The sequence below is a fragment of the Cellulosimicrobium sp. ES-005 genome, from assembly GCF_040448685.1.
GTDB lineage: Bacteria > Actinomycetota > Actinomycetes > Actinomycetales > Cellulomonadaceae > Cellulosimicrobium > Cellulosimicrobium cellulans_G.
Genome location: NZ_CP159290.1, coordinates 2,670,908 through 2,686,620 on the forward strand (window position 1 = coordinate 2,670,908; position 15,713 = coordinate 2,686,620).

Genomic DNA, 15,713 nt, shown 5'->3' on the forward strand with positions numbered 1-15,713 from the left:
CCTCCCACCACCAGGCGGGAGGGCCGCCGTGCTGCATGTGACCCGCATCACACGACACGAACTGTGAGGCTCGGCGTCCTAGTGGTGCAAGACCCCACCGAATCGGAAATATCGGCTTCACGCTGGGAATCTGGGAGGACTGCACAGTGGAGTGTCAGGCGATGCCGACCCGAACCACCAACGCGAGCGAGGTCGATACGCTGCTGGGAGCCATCCGGACAGGCGACACCGACGCCGCACGGAGCGTGCTGGAGCACTGCTGGACCGGCCTGCTCGACGAGGAGGACGGCACCGCCCTCCAGGATGTCCAGGCCGCGGTGCTCGCCGGGGACCCGCCGTCGGTCCCCTCCGACCTCCTCGACCTCGTGTCCGTGACACGCCCGATGCCCACCCACCCGCAATACCGGGCCACCAGCATCTCCCCCGACGAGACCCTGTCCGGGCTGTCCGCCTTCATCCGGACGGCCAACCAACGACGCGCGGGGCAGCCCGGTCCTTCGTCGGCGACCGCCTCGCAGTGGCTCCTGCGGGCGAGGAACACCGAGCTCCCGCGGCCCCGGGTCCTGGTCATGCTCCAGGCCTTCGTCAGCGCACTCGAGGCAGGACGGACGACGGAGGCACTCCTCCACGCCGAGGAGGCGTACCGGCTGTCGATCTCCACCGGGGCGGCGAGACTGGCACGGGCGGCCGCCGAGGCCGCAGCCCTCGCGCTAGCGCTCGACGCGCAACGCCACCGCGCGCAGAGCTGGATCGCCGAGGCCTGTCTGCTCCCCTCGCCACCACCGTGGTGGCGGCAGACGTTCGGCGACCCGCTCCTCCTCGCCACCAACGTCGCGCTCCTCGAAGCAACAGTCCCCACCGGCGCTGTCGCCGACCCTTGCCTCCGGGACGCGCACTGGGCGACGGACCTCTGGTTCGTCGCATTGCACCTGGACACCTGGCACGCCGCCCTGAGCCCGACGCCCGCCGTCGCCCTCGACGGCCTCCACGCCTCGCTGCTGCAGCGCTCTCCCGCGGCCCACACCGGTGACGTCGCACGAGACCCGCACCGACCCCGGCCGATCCCCCCTCTGCTCGCGCTCGACCTCGGGCGCCTGTACCTGGAGCACGGCCGCGGCACGAGCGCCGAGCTCGTGGCCGAGCTCCTCGACCAGGAGCCCGCTGCGCACTCGCTCCTGACGGCGCGGCTCTGCCTCGCCCATCGGCGCCCCCGCGAGGCCCTCGCCGCCGTCCGCAACCCAGCGGTCGCCCACTCCGCCTCACCACGCGTTCGCATCGAGGCGCGCCTGCTCAGCGCGGACGCGCACCTCGCGCTCGGATCCGATGACGACGCCCACCGCGAGCTTGCCCACGCTCTCGACACGGTCCGCCGCACCGGAGGGTCCTTCCCGCTGCGCTGGGGATCGCCCGCCGTCCTTCGCGTTGCCGCGCGCCTGTTCGGGCACCCCGTCGTCGAGGAGCTCGCGCGCACGGCACGCGAACCGGTCGAGCCGACGTTTGCCACGCTCTCCGAGCGGCAGTCGGAGGTGCTGAGCATGCTCGCGCAGGGGCTCACCGCCACCCAGATCGCCCGTCGGTCGTTCGTGTCGGCGAACACCGTGAAGACGCAGGTGCGCGACATCTACCGCCGGCTGGGAGTGCACGACAGGGCATCCGCACTGCGGAGGGCGCACGAGACCGGTCTGCTCGACCCCGTCGTCCGGCCCGGGCTCATGACCCACCCGTGACGACGGTGAGCGCCCCCACCCAGAAGTCGTCCCCCGTACTCACGGCACGCAGCGCGGCACGCGAGGCGAGCAGCGCTGCCGGCCGGAACGGCTTCACGTCGACACCAAGCGAGTTCGCGTAGGACGACCCCCACGCCGTCGAGTCGAAGGCATTGCTGCCCGATCCGACCGCGCCGGGGCCGGATCCGGTCCACCGCAGCGGTACCAGCGCGGTGCCGTCGAGGAAGAGCTGGTCCCCACCGGTCGCGCGGTCGCCCTCCCAGGCGACCGCACCGATGCGGGCCTGCGACCCTGCGCGACCTGCGACGACCGTCTCGCGGCCTCCGTCCCCCTTGGTGACAGCCAGGAGACCGTCGTTCACGATCGCGAGTCTCGAGGCGGTGCCGGTCGGGTCCCGGTGCACCACCACGAGTGCCCACCCGGCCATCGACCCGCTGCCACCGGCCGCGCACACGTCGGCGACCCCCCAGGTTCCCGACCCCCCGGCCCGGACCTGCGCCGTCACGTCGACGCTGGCCTGGTAGACCGCGTAGTCGCGCCCGGGCGCACGCTCGACCACGACCGCGCCGACGGGCTGCCTGAGCGATCCACCGGGCGAGGCCAGCCGCACCGTCCCGACGGACCCGTCACACATGCCGGTGCGGTACTCGCCGCCCCAGTACAGCCGCGCGCTGACGATCTCGCTGCCGGACGGCAGGTCGAGACGAGCCCGGGACGACGGCGTTCCCGTGCCCAGCTCGTCGACCGTCACCATCTGCCACGCCTTGTTGTCCTGCAGGGTCCCGGTCGCGGTGCCGTCGACGACGCTCGCGCACCTGCTGTCGGACGGCGGGCAATGCAGGACCGGGGCCCCCACCTGGGTGACGCCGACGTCCCCCACCGCGACGTAGCGCGCGGCGAGCGGCGAGTCCCGCACCACGACGTCCTGGCTGAACACCGCGTCCGACTGCCCGTCTGCGGGCCGGACGGTGACGGGAACCGCGCCCTGGGTGGTGTGCGGTGCGACGACGACGGGGACGAGCAGCGTCGAGGCCGCCCCGAGGGCGAGCCCGCGTACCGTACAGAGAGCACCAGCGCCCGACGCCTTGCACGTCCAGTCGGAAGAAGCCCGCCCGAGGTCGGCAGAGTCGAGGGCGACGCCGGTGGGCAGCACCACCTCGAGCACGACGGTCGCGACCGAGGCCGGGCCGGCGTGCGTGACGGTGACGCCGAGGACCCCGGGGCGCCCGGGCGCGAGGTCTCCGAGATCCTCGAAGACGACGTCGAGCTCGACCACGTCCGGGGACGTCGTCGAACCGCCGGGATCTACCGCCCCCGGCGACCCAGGCACCCCGGGCGGTGCAGCGTCGCCCGGCGCGCCGGAGCCGTCCCTGGTGCCCTGCCCCTCCCCGCCCGCGCCGTCCGGTGCGCCCACCGGAGAGCCGTGCTCTCCCGGCGTCGGAACCGCACCGCTCCCCTGAGCCTCGGTCGGCACCGACGGGTCACCCTCGTCGACCTCCACGCCGGACTCAGCATCCGCGGGGCCCGCCCCGTCGGAGGCCACCGGCGCACCGACCGGGGCGACGACCACCGGGACGGGGAGCATCCCCGATGCCGCCACACCCAGGAGCACGACGAGCACCGTCGACACCACACCGACGGACCAGGGCCAGGTCCGCGCGGGGCGCGACCACCACACCCGGCGCACGAAGCGCCCCGGGTGACGCACCGTCCCCACCACCGCGGACCACCACCGCGGCCACTCCCCGAACCACCCCACGATAGGAAGCAGGAGCAGACCGCCCGACGACGCGCCGTCGCGCTGTCTGACGGCGCTGGCACCTGCGGCGCCGCCCACCCCACGGCGGCGTCCCCGACGAGAGAGCGCCGACGGACCTCGCTCCGCCCCAGCAGCCGCCACGACGGCCGCCGCAGCCCCTGCTGCGGCACCTGTTCGCTCGCCCCCCAGGGGTACTGCCGCCGTCGCCCGGTCCACGCCGTCCGCCTCGTGCACGCCTGCCACACCACCGACCACGCCCTCGGGCGGGCTACCGAGCACACCGGTCGCGAGATCGTCGGCCGGGCCGTCCGAGCCGTCGTCCGTGGGACGGGCGGAGGCCATCGTCCCGGACGCACCAACCACGGCGAGGGCGCCGGCGGCTGCGCCACGAGTGCGGCGCCGTGCCGCCCACCGACCACCCAGCGCCGACCTGCCCGCCCGGGGCGAACGCGGGCCGTCCGACGACGCTGCCAGCACTGCCGGGGCTCCAAGGGGCAGGAGCAGGATGCGCATACGACCGCGGAGGTCGCTCAGCTCCTCAACGACTGCGGTGCACGGGGCACAGGTCGTCAGATGCGTCTCGATGCGCCGCCGTACCTGCGGGGTGAGACCACCCTGCGCGTACCGCGCCAGGTGCGGCGAGAAGTCCGCGCACCCGGGGTCGGCCCGCCGTACGTGGGCCTGGAGATAGCCGTGGCGCAGGCGGTCGCGCGCTCGCCGGGCCAGGGACGACGCGGCGTTCGGCGAGATGCCGAGCATCGGCGCCGCCTGAGCCGGCGTCATGCCCTCCACGTCCAGGTACCAAAGCACCTGCTGCCAGCGGGCCGGCAGCGTGCCGAACGCCGAACGCACGAGGGAGACGTCCTCGGCCACGGTCAGGCGGTCGGGGTCGTGCGCCGGGCCGTCGAGAGCCTCATGCGACGCTGGCCGGACCCTCTCCTGCGAGCGGACGTGGCTCAGCGCCGCGTTGCGCACGGACGTCAGTAGGTACGAACGGACGTTGCTCGTCGGTCCGCCGCCCTCGCGCGCCTTCGTCAGCAGCGCGGTGAAGGCCTCCGCCACCGCGTCGTCGGCGCTGGGTCCCGCTCCGAGGACGCGCCGGGCCACCCCGAGCGCCGCGGGACCGTGCCGACGGTAGAGCTCAGTGAACGCCGCGTCCTGCCCTGCTCGCAGCGCGTCGACGAGCCGGTCATCGTGGAGCTCCGCCCAGCCGAGCGAGGTCTGCGACGCGCCGCTCTCTGCGCGATCAAGCATGCTCGGACACCTCGTGACACCTGGACGGACGGTATCACCGCGCATGTGTGCTGATCCTCACGGCGCGGTGGGCACTGGACGTGCACAATCCCCACCGGACCATACCTCTCCGACTTCGGCCGATCTAGCCGGTCTGACCGGTTCACCCGGCCCACACCTCCGCCCCTTGGCCGCGCTGCCACGACACGACCGTGGCGCGCCCCGACACCGGGACGCGCCACGGTCATCCGCCGCGCGAGCGCGCGTCGGTCAGCGGCGTGCCCGGCGCCGCACCGCCACGAAGGACAGAGCCCCGACACCGGCCGCGAGGGACCCGAGCGGCGCGACCAGCGGGACGCCGCTCTCATCCTCGGTCACGGTCACGGTCACGGTCGCCGAGCGCGCCACCCGGTCCGGCCCGACGACCTGGTAGGTGAACGAGTCGGTGCCGACGAACCCGGCGGGAGGCGTGTAGACGACGAGCCCCTCGGGCGTCACGGTGACCGCGCCTCCGTGAGCGGATGCGGCCTCGACCGTCGGCAGGCTCGACCCCTCGGGCAGGACGTCGTTGGCCAGGACGTCGATCGTCGTCCCCGCACCGGTCACGGTGGCCGCCGCGTCGTCGACGAGCTCTGCGGCGTCCCGCTCCACGGTCACGCGAAGGTCACCGAGGAGCCGCGCGTGCGTCGCGTTGGACCCGGTCGCCGTCACGGTCACCTGCTCGACTGCGGAACCCTCGAACACGCTCGCCGCGCCGGACACGTTCTCCACGCCGCAGAGCTGACGGGTGTCCGGGTCCCAGCGGTGCCGGGCGCTGATGCTCACCGGATCAAGAGCCTCCGAGACGGAGACGCACTCCTGCCCCGCCGCGTTGTCCTGAAGGCTCCAGATCGTGAGCTCGAGCTCCACCGGCTCCGAGAAGGAGACGGTGGCCTCCTGCCCCTGAGTCAACGTGGCCTGTCCACCGGAGAGCTCCGCAGTCGACTCCCAGCGGACCCCGGACTCCAACGTCCCGCTCATCCCGGAGCCGTCGACAACGTCCGTGACGGGTGCGGCCGCCGCGACGCCGGCCAACCCGACCAGGGCCGCCGTCGCCAGACCTACCGCTCCGGCGGACGGTCCGAGCGCCCTCCGCCGCCATGACACCCGCGCTCGTGCTGTCATCGAGACCTCCCGTGCTCGTGCGCCGGACCGGTGCCCGGCGTTCGGCTGTACCGACGGCACGACGGACTGCCCATGACGCCCTCCTCGGGGTCGCTCCCGATTCCATACCGCTTCCACACCGCGGGCGGGGCGCGCGACGGCGGCCCTCCCGCCGGGTGGTGGGAGGGCCGCTGTCAGGAGAGGCGCGTGGTGGTGGGGTCAGATCACCTGGCTTTCGCGCTTGCGGCGGGTGTAGCCGAGGCCGAGGCCTGCCAGGCCGAGCAGGCCTGCGGTGGCGGCGGCGCCGGGGGCGACGAGGGGGATGCCGTTCTCGTCCTCGGTGATGGTGATGTTGACGGTGCCGACGGAGGTGTTGCCGTCCTGGTCGGTGATGGTGTAGCTGAACGAGTCGGTGCCGACGTACCCGGGGGCCGGGGTGTAGGTGAAGGTGCCGTCCTCGTTCAGGACCAGGTCACCGTGCCAGGGGCCGGCGCCCGGGCCGGTGACGGTGATGGTGGATCCGGCGGGGATGACGTCGTTGTCCAGGACGTTGCCGGTCAAGGTGGTGTCCTGCACGGTGGTGTACTCGTCGGTGATTGCCTGGAGCTCGTCGGGGCAGGGGTCCCCGGTGGCGGTGTACTCGGCCAGGGTGATGGCGGCGGTGGAGGTCGGGGTGCCGGTCCCGGTGCCGTTGAGCACACCCTGACGGGTGGAGGTGATCGCGGGCTCGGTCACGGTCTGCTCGCACGCGGGCGGGTCGGGGACCTCGGAGGTGAACGCGAACTCGATGAACCCCTGACCACGCGCCGCATCCAGAAGATCCAGCGCGCGGACGCCCTGCCCGTTCAGCTCCCAGCCCGCGGAACCCGGCCCGCAGAGCGCCGCCGCGTCGGCGGCGTTCGACGCGTTCGTCCCGACAGCCCAGTTGCCCGTAGCGGACCCGGCGTTGGTCGTGTAGCGGTAGCGCGGGTTGCCGGTCAGGTCCGACGCGATGGCGTAGTCGCACTGGTGAAGGTTGACGTACCGGTTGCCCAGCGTGTCGAGCACCTCGACCTGGTCGCCGTTGAGCTCCCACGTCAGACCGTTGTTCGTCCCACCCGGCCCGCAGTCGCCCGCGGCCTTCGGCGCGTTCGCCGCGGTCGACGGGGCACCCCAGTTGCCGCCGCCCAGGTTCGTCACCCAGCGCGCCACGTCGCCGCGGCCGACGCTCGGCATCACGTAGTCGCACTCCTGGAGGTTCACGTAACGGTTGCCGAGGAGGTCCAGCGCCGCGACCTGGCTGTTACGCAGTACCCACGTGCCGCCCGCATCCCCCGCCCCACCGGCGCCACAGCTCGCCGCGGAGTCGGCGGTGTTCGACGCGTTCGTTCCGGCACCCCAGTTGCCCCCGCCGAGGTTGGTCACGTACCGGAACTGATCACGCTCGGTACCCGTGGAACTGCGCAGGACGAAGTCACACTGGTGCAGGTTGAGGTAGCGCTTGATGCCGTTGCGCAGGATGCCGGTCTGGGAAGCGTTGGACTCGCCGTTGAACCCGGCCGAGGGGGAGACCTGCAGGTTGTCGCCGGACCAGACGGAGTCGGCGACGGCGGTGGCCTTGGTCTCGGCACCGACGGTACCGGTGGTGACGTCGGAGCCGGGGGCCAGGACGTTGCGGGTGGTGCCGGGGACGTAGGTGAATCCGTCGGGGATCTGGGTGGTCAGGGACGTGCCCGTCACCGGGGTGTCCTTGGTGGTGTCGTAGAACAGGCGGGCCAGGACCTGCTGGCCACGCTGGGCGGTGACGGTGTCGGACCAGGTGGTCCCGCCGTCGACGGAGTAGAGCAGGTTGGACTGGGTCTGGTCACCGGTCGCAGGCGCGGCGATGGCCATGGCGGACCCGGAGAGCGCGAGCCCTCCACACAGACCGGCGATCACGGCAGCGCGTGCCGTCCTTCGCAGTGTGGTTCTCATCGAGTTCTCTTCCTGTCAGGCCGGGAGCACCTCGCCCCCGACGCCGTGCAACCACCGTCGGAGACGGAGGTCACACCAACAGACGGGAGATCGACCCGCCGGTGACGGGGTGAGGCAGCAGGTGAGGCAGCGCGCTACGCGTCTCCGTCTCCCTGCTCTGCCGTCACCGCGTCGATCTCCGCCGCCACCCACGGCGCGATCCACGCCAGGCCGGCGCGCGTGAAGTGCACCGTGTCCAAGTACACGGCGTCGCCCTCGGGCGTCTCCTGGATGCAGGCATCATCACGACACACCTGCTCGTCGAGCTCGAGCACGTGGACGTCGGCATGGTCCTCGGCGAAAGCACGGAGCTGGGCCGTGTGGCACTCCGCCCACGCCGGCGTCACGACGTTGGTGTGCCGGCGGGACGAGGTGAAGAGCACCTGGCGACCGTCGCGCCCGGAGGTGAGGACCTCGTGCGCCACCTCCAGCTGGCGGTCGTAGTGCGCGGCGTACTCCGCCGAGCACGCGTCCATCCACCGTCCGTCCAACTGCATGCGGGTCGCGTCCCAACCCAGGGTGACGACGACGACGTCGGGGTCGTGCTCGTCGACGGCCGCGGCCCACCGCGGCTCCCACGGGTTGCAGCCCGCTCCGGGATCCTGGTCCACGTCGCTCTCCGCCGACCGGCTCGTGTCCTGACCGAAGATGCCGCACCCGTCGAACGCGGCGTCCGTCACCGTGAACTGCCCGGGCGCGTACAGCACGAGCGCGTCCGCGACGTCGTGCCCGAGCGAGTCGCCCACGACAAGAACCCGGCGCGCGCCCTCGCCCTGCGTCGAGTCCACCAGTCTCGGCACCACCGCCACTCCACCGACCACCACCACGGCCAGAGCCGTGAACACCGTGACCCCCGCCCGGCTCCACCGGCGCAGACGGGCAGGCTCGCCGATGATGTGGTGGAGGAACGCCGCGAGCACGATCGACAACGGGAGCCCGACGATCAGCAGCACGATCGGCCGCGGGTCGGGCAGACTCTTCGAGAGCGCCCAGAGCACGGGGACGTGGACAAGGTACAACGAATAGGAGAACTTCCCGATGCCGACGAGCGGCGCCGCCCCGAGCGCACGCGCGACCACGGTGTCCTCGCGCGTGAGGGACAGGACGAGCAGACCCACCAGGAGCGCGACGACCGTCAGCCCACCCGACGCGTAGAGCCACGGCTCCCGATAGCTCGGTGTGAGGACCGAAACGACGACGAGGGCCGTGAGCAGCACCGCGGAGAGCAGACCCCCACACCAAGAGGGGATCCGCTGGCGACGGGTCCGGACCCCGGCCGCGCGCCGCGCACCATCGGCGACGAGCGCCGCCACCACGGCACCGACGGCGAGCGCTGACCCGTGCGTGTGCGTGCCGAGATAGAGGGCGTCGGCGTTCGTCCCGTCGTACAGGAGCGCGGTGGCGAAGCCCGTCACCACCGCGAGGGCTCCGGCGAGCGTCCCGACGACGACGGGAACCCGACGCCACGCGGGGACCAGCAACAGGATCAGCACGAGGAGCGGGGGCCACACGAGGTAGAACTGCTCGGTGATCGACAGGGACCACATGTGCGCAAGGGGCCCGGGCACGCCTCCGGTCGCGTCCCAGTAGGCGTCACCGCGCAGGATCTGCTCCCAGTTGGCGAGGTAGAGCAGCGAGGCGAGCCCTTGTCGCGCGAACACGTCTGCGTCCGTCGCGCGCCCGAGCTGGGCGACGGCGAGGGCCGACGCCCCGAGGACGACGAGCAGCGGCACGATGAGCCGCTTCGCGCGCCTGCGGTAGAAGGCACCAAGGCCGACGCGGCCGCGACGCGACCGCTCGCGCAGGAGCGTCAGCGTGATGAGGAACCCGGAGAGCACCATGAACACGTCGACGCCGAACAGCCCGGCCTCGTACAGCCCGGTGTGGTAGACGACGACGGAGAGCACCGCGACGCCACGCAGCCCGTCGATGGCGCGGTAGTACGTCGACGCCAGCGGGACGTCGTCGTGATGCCCGGCACTCCTGCTCGGGACGACGTCGACCACACCCGCAGGAGCGCCGACCATGCTTCGCGTGATCGTCACCGGCGCGCGCCGTCCGACCCGCGCCGTGCCGCGCTCTCCCGCAGTGCCGTGCTCGCCCCCGAGAGTGCGGTCGCGCCGCGCGACGCCGCCCAGCGCAAGCCCGCGACGACAGGGGACGGACCGCTCGGGCGGGACGCCACCAGCAGCACCACCGCTAGCAGCCCGCTCAGGGCAGCGGGCACCACCGCCCGGTCGGGTGCGACGCCGACGCCGAACGCGACCGTGGCCGTTCCGAGCATGGACCCGGCGAGCAGGACGAGGGATGCCCGTGCGGCGCTCCGCGTCGACGCGACGGTGTTCGTGGACCGTGCGCGCCGGAACGCCGCCAGCGCGACGAGCGCCCAGCCGGCACCGAGGACGATGAGCCCTCCGCCCGCGAACCATCCCGTGACCGACGAGACCACCACGACGCGGTTATCCTGGGCCTTCGGCGGCATCTGCGAATCGACGGGGTAGGAACCGAGACCTGCCGGTCGAGGAGTGAGGTAGTCGCGCGCGGCGTCGTCTAGCGCGCTGACGGCCCGTCCGGGATGGGCGAGGAGGAAGGACCACACGGTCGACGGCCTGAGCACGCCGGCGTTGGCCTCTCGCTCGTCGCTGCTCTCGAACGTCGTGGGCGACGTCGTCGCGAGGTCCACCGCGCCGGGCGTCAGCCCGGTGGAACGCAGCTCCGCGGACGCCGCCTCCGGATCGAGCAGACCGCGCTGCGTCAGCATCGCCCAGGTCTCCGCGACCCGTGCCCGCTCCGACTCTCCGGCGACGGTCCAGACGGCCGGTGCGACCAGTGCGAGGACGGCGGCCACGGCCACCCCGTGGTGCGCGAGGCGCGCCGCCCACCGTCGACGGTCAATGCGGCTCCCGCGTCGCCACCAGACGATCGCCACGTAGATGGCCACCGGCACCGCCAGCACCGCGGTCGTCGACCGCGCTCCGGCGACCAGGGCTGACCCGAGCACGGCGACCACCAGCCCGACCCACGCCCGCGGACCCCGGGAGTCCACCAGGACGAGCCCGGCGGCGAGCAGGAGCACGCCCAGCACCGCCGTCGACTCGGCGTAGAGCGACCCCGCGAACCCGACGAACGCCGCGTCAGCCACTACGAGCAGCAGACCCGTTGCGACGACCACCTGGCGGCGCACCGAGCCGCCGATCACGAGCAGGACGAGGGCGACGAGAAGGCCGCAGAGCGCCGCGTAGAGCAGCGAGACGACCCGCAGGTCGACGACGTCCTGGCCGAGGAGCCCGGTCATCCACCGCAGCGCTCCCGCGAGCCACGTCACGCTGCTCGCGTGCGCGGGGCACCCCTCGCTCCCGGTGGCCGCATCGCCGACGGACCAGCGCAGGATCGCGAAGTCGAAGAAGCGGGGGCCGCCCGCCGTATCTGCCGTGAGCCCGGTCTGGCAGGCGTACCGGACGGCGCCACCGTCGTCGGCAAGCCCGATCGGGCCCGGCACGAGCGCGCGGACCGCGACGAGCAGCGCCACGATCCCTCCGAGGAGGACCGCGAGCCCCCGGGGGCGGTCGGACTCGACGCCGGGATCGGTGCGGACGTGCCGCCGTGAGCTCTCTGTGGTCGGGTCGGTGCTGCGCGCCTCGTCAGGCTCGATGAGGCTCCAGGTCGTCGTCATGCCCCGACTGACGGAGCGCCCGGCCGGACGTGACGGGCGGTCCTGCTCGGGCATGCCAGGCGTTCAGCCAGCGGTCGCGACGACGGGCTGAGGGCTCGGCCCGTCGACGGCGGCTGCACCTTCGCGCACGCGGGCGGTCTTGTCCCAGGACGTCTCGCCACGCAGGATGCGGGCCAGTGCCTTCCAGACGCACGCGAACGACAGGTAGTTCATGAGGATGAACGAGTTGCCCATGAGCAGGCTCTTGAGCACTCCCCACCGCTTGTCCCGCCGGTAGTACACCCATCCCGTCGCGAGAGCCGGCAGGAAGGCGAAGAGGTAGAACACCGTCGCCAGCACGAGTACCGCGACACTGTCACCGCCCGCGACGACGGCGATCTGGTCCCAGTTCAGCCCGAGCATGAGGAGGCAGTAGTGGAAGAGGATCGACCACGGGAGGTCGAGCACCCACGGGACCAGGCAGTACGACGTGAGCTCGAGCGCCTTCGCGTTGCTCAGGTCACGGGCGCGCCAGATCTCCGGGACACGTTTGATCGCCATCATGTGCCCCTGGTACCAGCGGGTCCGCTGCTTGACGAGCAGGGGGAGCTTCTCCACCGCCTGCTGGTCGACAGAGGCGTGCGGCGTGGTCTGCAGCTCCCACCCCTTCAGCGCGAGCGTGATCGCGAGATCGAGGTCCTCGGTCAGCGAGGCGGACCACGGCTTCTCGCCCGCGTCGTCCAACGCCGACAACCGTGCGAACTGCCCGTTGCCGCCGAGGCTGACGGTGCCCGTTGCTTGGCGCCCGAACTGCGTCACCGCGGCGATGCCCCAGAACTGGTAGTCCTGGTACCGGGTGAGGAAGGAACCCCGGTTGCGGATGCGCACCTGGAGCTGCACTCCCCCGACGTTCTCGTCCTCGAACAGCGGCAGGACGTGCTCGAGAGCGTGGTCCGAGAGCCGCCCGTCGGCGTCCATGACGCAGACGACGACCTTCCCGGGGTCCAGTCCCCGCGCCGCCACGTCGTCACGGACCCACGCGATCCCGTTGTTCAGCGCCTCACCTTTGCCCTTGCGCGCCTCCGGGAGCACGCGGCGCAGGACCCGGACCCGATCTCCCCCCGCCTCCTCGGCGCAGCGGGCCGTGTCGTCGTCGGAGCCGTCGTCGATGACCAGGGTGGTCGTGCCGGCCAGGAGCGTCAGCGCCGAGACGGTCTGCCCGATCACGGCGTCCTCGTTGAGGCAGGGGACGAGGAAGTAGACATCGAGGTGCTCGTGCGCCCGCGAGTCGCGCGACCCGTAGGTCGCCTGGCCCTGCACCCCGAGGCTCGCCCGCGCGCGGCGCAGCTGCACGAGTCCTGAGCCCATCAGGAGGATGAAGTAGACCATCGAGATGCTGATGACGACCCGCGCGAGGATGTCGAGCACGACCATCACGGCTGCTCACCCTGCGCCCCGCGCGTCCTGCGACCGCGCCGACCGAAGAACCCAAGCCGGAAGAAGAGCACGAGTGCGACGGTGAGTCCACCGAGCATGAGCGCCGAACCGAGCGTGTCGTGCACCCACTGGAACACCTCAGCCCCCCAGCGGACGATCGAGAGCACCATCACCTCGACACGCACGACGTTCAACAGCTCGAGGAAAACCCCCGCCCCCAGGGTCGCGAGCACAATCCTGACGACGCTCGAACGCCCTGTAGCGAGCACGAACGCCGCGATGAGCGCGAGCGGGACCAGGAAGTACAGCGCGCTGCAGTCGGGGGTGATGCGCAGCGCGAACCATGTGCCGTCGTCACCCGCGACCCGTTCGAACGCAAGGACGGGCTCGTACGTCATGACCCGCACCTCTCGCGCAAAGACGAAGCCAGTGACCTCGCCCGCGAGTCGCGCCTCGAGCTGGCGGAACGCCTGCGCATGCAGGATCACCACCACCGAACCGACGACGAGCGCCGCGGCGAGCGTCCACCGCATCACCCGGTCGAAGACACGCGAGACGCTCCCCGGCACGAGCGGTACGGTCGCCTCCGCGGCGCTCACGGGTCAGGCCTCGGCCCCAGCGACTGCCTCACGTCGGCGGCGCGAGGTCCGCAGCAGCAGCAGACCTCCCACGACGAGCGCCATGGCGAGCGCGACGTAGGCGAACGTCGTGGCACCCGTCACTGCGAGCGCACCGGCACCCGCGGTGGCCCCACTGATGCCGGTGCTGATTCCAGGGGTGTTGTACATGGACTGCCCTTCCGTAGAGCCGGGCGGGACGCCCTGCGCGGATTCGAGTCGCGACGGACGTGGAGCCCGTCGCTCGGGGGTACAGACGGGGGATCTCGGAGCCCGGTGATGGGGCATTGATGTGATGTACGTCACATAGAGTTGCTCGAGCGTCGGCGGCGTCTGTCCAGACATGGCCCGGAAGAGCTCAGCCGCGGAACCGACCCGTCCCTCGCGGGAGATCGTCGCTCCCTGGTCGTGGGGCAGCGGTCCGCGAACCTTCGCACCACCCACCCACGTGGTGCTCCGCGCCATCCGCACCGACGACTACGAGGAGCTGCGCGGCTGGGAAGCGCCGGTCGTGACGTGGAAGCCGCCGACGCCCCGGCGACAGCGCCGGACAGCACGCCTCCTCGCCGTGCTCAGCGTGTGCTGCGTCCTCGGTGGCCTGCTCGTGCTGGTCATGCTCGTCGTCTCGGCGTGGTAGAAGAGCTCGACGAGTGACACTGCTCCCGCCCGCCTGGTCCGGGCGGCTGCCCCGGACTACGTCTTGAGCAGTCTCTGCACGAGCCGTCCGAGCCCACGCGAGTCGTCCGGGAGGGCCTCGACACCGACCCGGACAGGCACCCTCAGCGAACCTGCCGTCCATCGTGCAAGCTCGTCTCGCACACGGGTCGCAACGACGTTCCGCGTGGTGTCCGGATCCTCGCAGGGGACGCGCCAGGCAACCACCAGGGCGACGCCGTCCACGTAGCAGGCGGGTGCGGGCGGAGGGAACACGCGGCGCAGAGACTCCCCGAGTGCGAGGTCGCGCTCCCACCTGTCGAGGGGGACCGACGAACCGGCCCGGCCGTCGACCACCACGACGATCGGCACGTCGCCCTCCCGGCCGTGGCGATAGGAGGCGACGACCGCGCCACAGCCGCTCAGGAAGTCGTCCACCGTCCCGAGACCGCTCAGGCTCCCGTGCGCTGCCGCCCCGCCCAGCATGCCCGACGTCCGCTCCCACCCGTCGGCGAGAGCCGCGACGACGGGGCCGGGCAGACCTGCGCCGCCCAGGGAGTACAAGACCGCCAGATCCCGGATCCCGTCGGCGATACCGACCCCCGCGTTCGCGCGAGCGATGCCGAGGGCTCGCGCAGGCCCGGTGACGTCCCGGCCTCCCAGGTGCGCGGCAGCCACGTGGACCACCGCGGGGACCGCCCAGTCCGCGAGCGCGTCCCAGCCCGCTGCGAACGTCGCCGCGCGCCACCTCTCGCACAGCTCGTCGAGCGGCGCGCCTGCCCCGGTCGTGGTCATCGTGGAGAAGGACGTCCGCGGACCCGTCTCATGACGGACCGGGACCGACACGTCGCTCGCCCGCCGAATCACCCTCTCCTGCCGCGCGCAGGCCACGCTCGCGCGTTTCCCTGAACAGGTGACCCTCGACACCGGGTCGCCCTCGCTCACGGCGCCCCTCTCGGACGAGCAGCTCGTGGCCAGGCTGCGCGAGGGCGACGACGACGCGTTCGCTGCGCTCTACCGCTCTCACCGACCGTACGCACTGGTCGTGGCCAGGGCGCTCGTCGGCCCGTCCTGGGCCGACGACGTGGTCGCCGAGTCCTTCACGGCCCTCCTGGGTGTGATCCGCGCCGGACGCGGTCCGTCACGGCACGTGCGGGCCTACCTCCTGACGATCGTGAGACGCGTCGCGTGGTCCACGCTGCGGTCCCAGGACCGCGTCCGGGCGACGGACCTGCACCGGCTCGACGGGACCCACCACGATCCAGACGTTCTCTTGGACGAGATCGAGCGACATCGCGTCCTCGACGCGTTCGCCGCTCTCCCGGCACGATGGCAGAAGGTGCTCTGGCACATCGAGGTCCTGGGCGCTTCGCCCGCAGAGTTGGCCGACGTGCTCGGGATCAGCCCCAACGCCGTGTCGTCCCTCGCGCGGCGGGCGCGGCAACGCCTCCGACACGCCTATCTGCGCCACCACGGGCAGGTGACGACGGAGCCCTAGC

At 72.2% G+C, this 15,713-nt stretch carries 12 protein-coding genes; 3 read left to right on the forward strand and 9 right to left on the reverse strand.

All coding sequences use genetic code 11. The features are described from left to right. The first annotated feature begins 161 nt into the window (after window positions 1-161). Complete coding sequence (locus ABRQ22_RS11745) at window positions 162-1,727, forward strand: response regulator transcription factor (protein ID WP_253051481.1); 1,566 nt, start codon at window positions 162-164, stop codon at window positions 1,725-1,727. Here the strand turns inward: ABRQ22_RS11745 and ABRQ22_RS11750 are convergent. The 8 genes from ABRQ22_RS11750 to ABRQ22_RS11785 form a co-directional block, all read right to left on the reverse strand. Further along, a complete protein-coding gene (locus ABRQ22_RS11750; protein WP_353706858.1) occupies window positions 1,711-4,740 on the reverse strand; it encodes a sigma-70 family RNA polymerase sigma factor in 3,030 nt (1,009 codons plus the stop codon). The two genes, ABRQ22_RS11745 and ABRQ22_RS11750, sit on opposite strands and share 17 nt — an antisense overlap. 249 nt (window positions 4,741-4,989) lie before the next feature. Then, the gene (locus tag ABRQ22_RS11755) at window positions 4,990-5,739 is read right to left on the reverse strand and encodes an Ig-like domain-containing protein (protein ID WP_353706859.1); all 750 of its coding nucleotides are present in this window, start codon (window positions 5,737-5,739) and stop codon (window positions 4,990-4,992) included. A gap of 342 nt (window positions 5,740-6,081) precedes the next feature. Beyond that, entirely contained in the window at window positions 6,082-7,815 is a 1,734-nt protein-coding gene (locus ABRQ22_RS11760) for an Ig-like domain-containing protein (protein WP_353706860.1), read from the reverse strand. A 134-nt stretch (window positions 7,816-7,949) separates the two neighbouring features. Then, the gene (locus ABRQ22_RS11765) at window positions 7,950-9,899 is read right to left on the reverse strand and encodes an acyltransferase family protein (protein ID WP_353706861.1); all 1,950 of its coding nucleotides are present in this window, start codon (window positions 9,897-9,899) and stop codon (window positions 7,950-7,952) included. Continuing rightward, entirely contained in the window at window positions 9,896-11,527 is a 1,632-nt protein-coding gene (locus ABRQ22_RS11770) for a hypothetical protein (protein WP_353706862.1), read from the reverse strand. Before ABRQ22_RS11770 ends, ABRQ22_RS11765 begins: the two co-directional genes overlap by 4 nt. A 63-nt stretch (window positions 11,528-11,590) precedes the next feature. After that, window positions 11,591-12,940, reverse strand: a complete 1,350-nt coding sequence (locus ABRQ22_RS11775) for a glycosyltransferase family 2 protein (protein ID WP_353706863.1) — start codon at window positions 12,938-12,940, stop codon at window positions 11,591-11,593. Further along, window positions 12,940-13,476, reverse strand: a complete 537-nt coding sequence (locus tag ABRQ22_RS11780; protein WP_353706864.1) for an exosortase/archaeosortase family protein — start codon at window positions 13,474-13,476, stop codon at window positions 12,940-12,942. Before ABRQ22_RS11780 ends, ABRQ22_RS11775 begins: the two co-directional genes overlap by 1 nt. Window positions 13,477-13,545: 69 nt before the next feature. Further along, window positions 13,546-13,731: a hypothetical protein gene (locus tag ABRQ22_RS11785; protein WP_353706865.1), complete on the reverse strand. Its 186-nt coding sequence runs from the start codon at window positions 13,729-13,731 to the stop codon at window positions 13,546-13,548. Between the two features lie 280 nt (window positions 13,732-14,011). Between ABRQ22_RS11785 and ABRQ22_RS11790 the strand changes: the two genes are divergently transcribed. Continuing rightward, window positions 14,012-14,197, forward strand: a complete 186-nt coding sequence (locus tag ABRQ22_RS11790; protein WP_353706866.1) for a hypothetical protein — start codon at window positions 14,012-14,014, stop codon at window positions 14,195-14,197. A 56-nt stretch (window positions 14,198-14,253) separates the two neighbouring features. Here ABRQ22_RS11790 and ABRQ22_RS11795 read toward each other — a convergent pair whose 3' ends face one another. Next, window positions 14,254-15,159, reverse strand: coding sequence for a hypothetical protein (locus tag ABRQ22_RS11795; RefSeq protein WP_253051491.1), 906 nt, complete (start codon window positions 15,157-15,159; stop codon window positions 14,254-14,256). Between ABRQ22_RS11795 and ABRQ22_RS11800 the strand changes: the two genes are divergently transcribed. Further along, complete coding sequence (locus ABRQ22_RS11800; RefSeq protein ID WP_253051492.1) at window positions 15,128-15,712, forward strand: sigma-70 family RNA polymerase sigma factor; 585 nt, start codon at window positions 15,128-15,130, stop codon at window positions 15,710-15,712. The two genes, ABRQ22_RS11795 and ABRQ22_RS11800, sit on opposite strands and share 32 nt — an antisense overlap. Window position 15,713 lies beyond the last annotated feature (1 nt).

Bases quoted from the DNA above. Each gene is read 5' to 3' on its own strand.
- ABRQ22_RS11745 (WP_253051481.1), top strand. From the start codon at position 162: ATGCCGACCCGAACCACCAACGCGAGCGAGGTCGATACGCTGCTGGGA.
- ABRQ22_RS11750 (WP_353706858.1), bottom strand. From the start codon at position 4,740: ATGCTTGATCGCGCAGAGAGCGGCGCGTCGCAGACCTCGCTCGGCTGG.
- ABRQ22_RS11755 (WP_353706859.1), bottom strand. From the start codon at position 5,739: ATGAGCGGGACGTTGGAGTCCGGGGTCCGCTGGGAGTCGACTGCGGAG.
- ABRQ22_RS11760 (WP_353706860.1), bottom strand. From the start codon at position 7,815: ATGAGAACCACACTGCGAAGGACGGCACGCGCTGCCGTGATCGCCGGT.
- ABRQ22_RS11770 (WP_353706862.1), bottom strand. From the start codon at position 11,527: ATGACGACGACCTGGAGCCTCATCGAGCCTGACGAGGCGCGCAGCACC.
- ABRQ22_RS11775 (WP_353706863.1), bottom strand. From the start codon at position 12,940: ATGGTCGTGCTCGACATCCTCGCGCGGGTCGTCATCAGCATCTCGATG.
- ABRQ22_RS11780 (WP_353706864.1), bottom strand. From the start codon at position 13,476: ATGCGGTGGACGCTCGCCGCGGCGCTCGTCGTCGGTTCGGTGGTGGTG.
- ABRQ22_RS11785 (WP_353706865.1), bottom strand. From the start codon at position 13,731: ATGTACAACACCCCTGGAATCAGCACCGGCATCAGTGGGGCCACCGCG.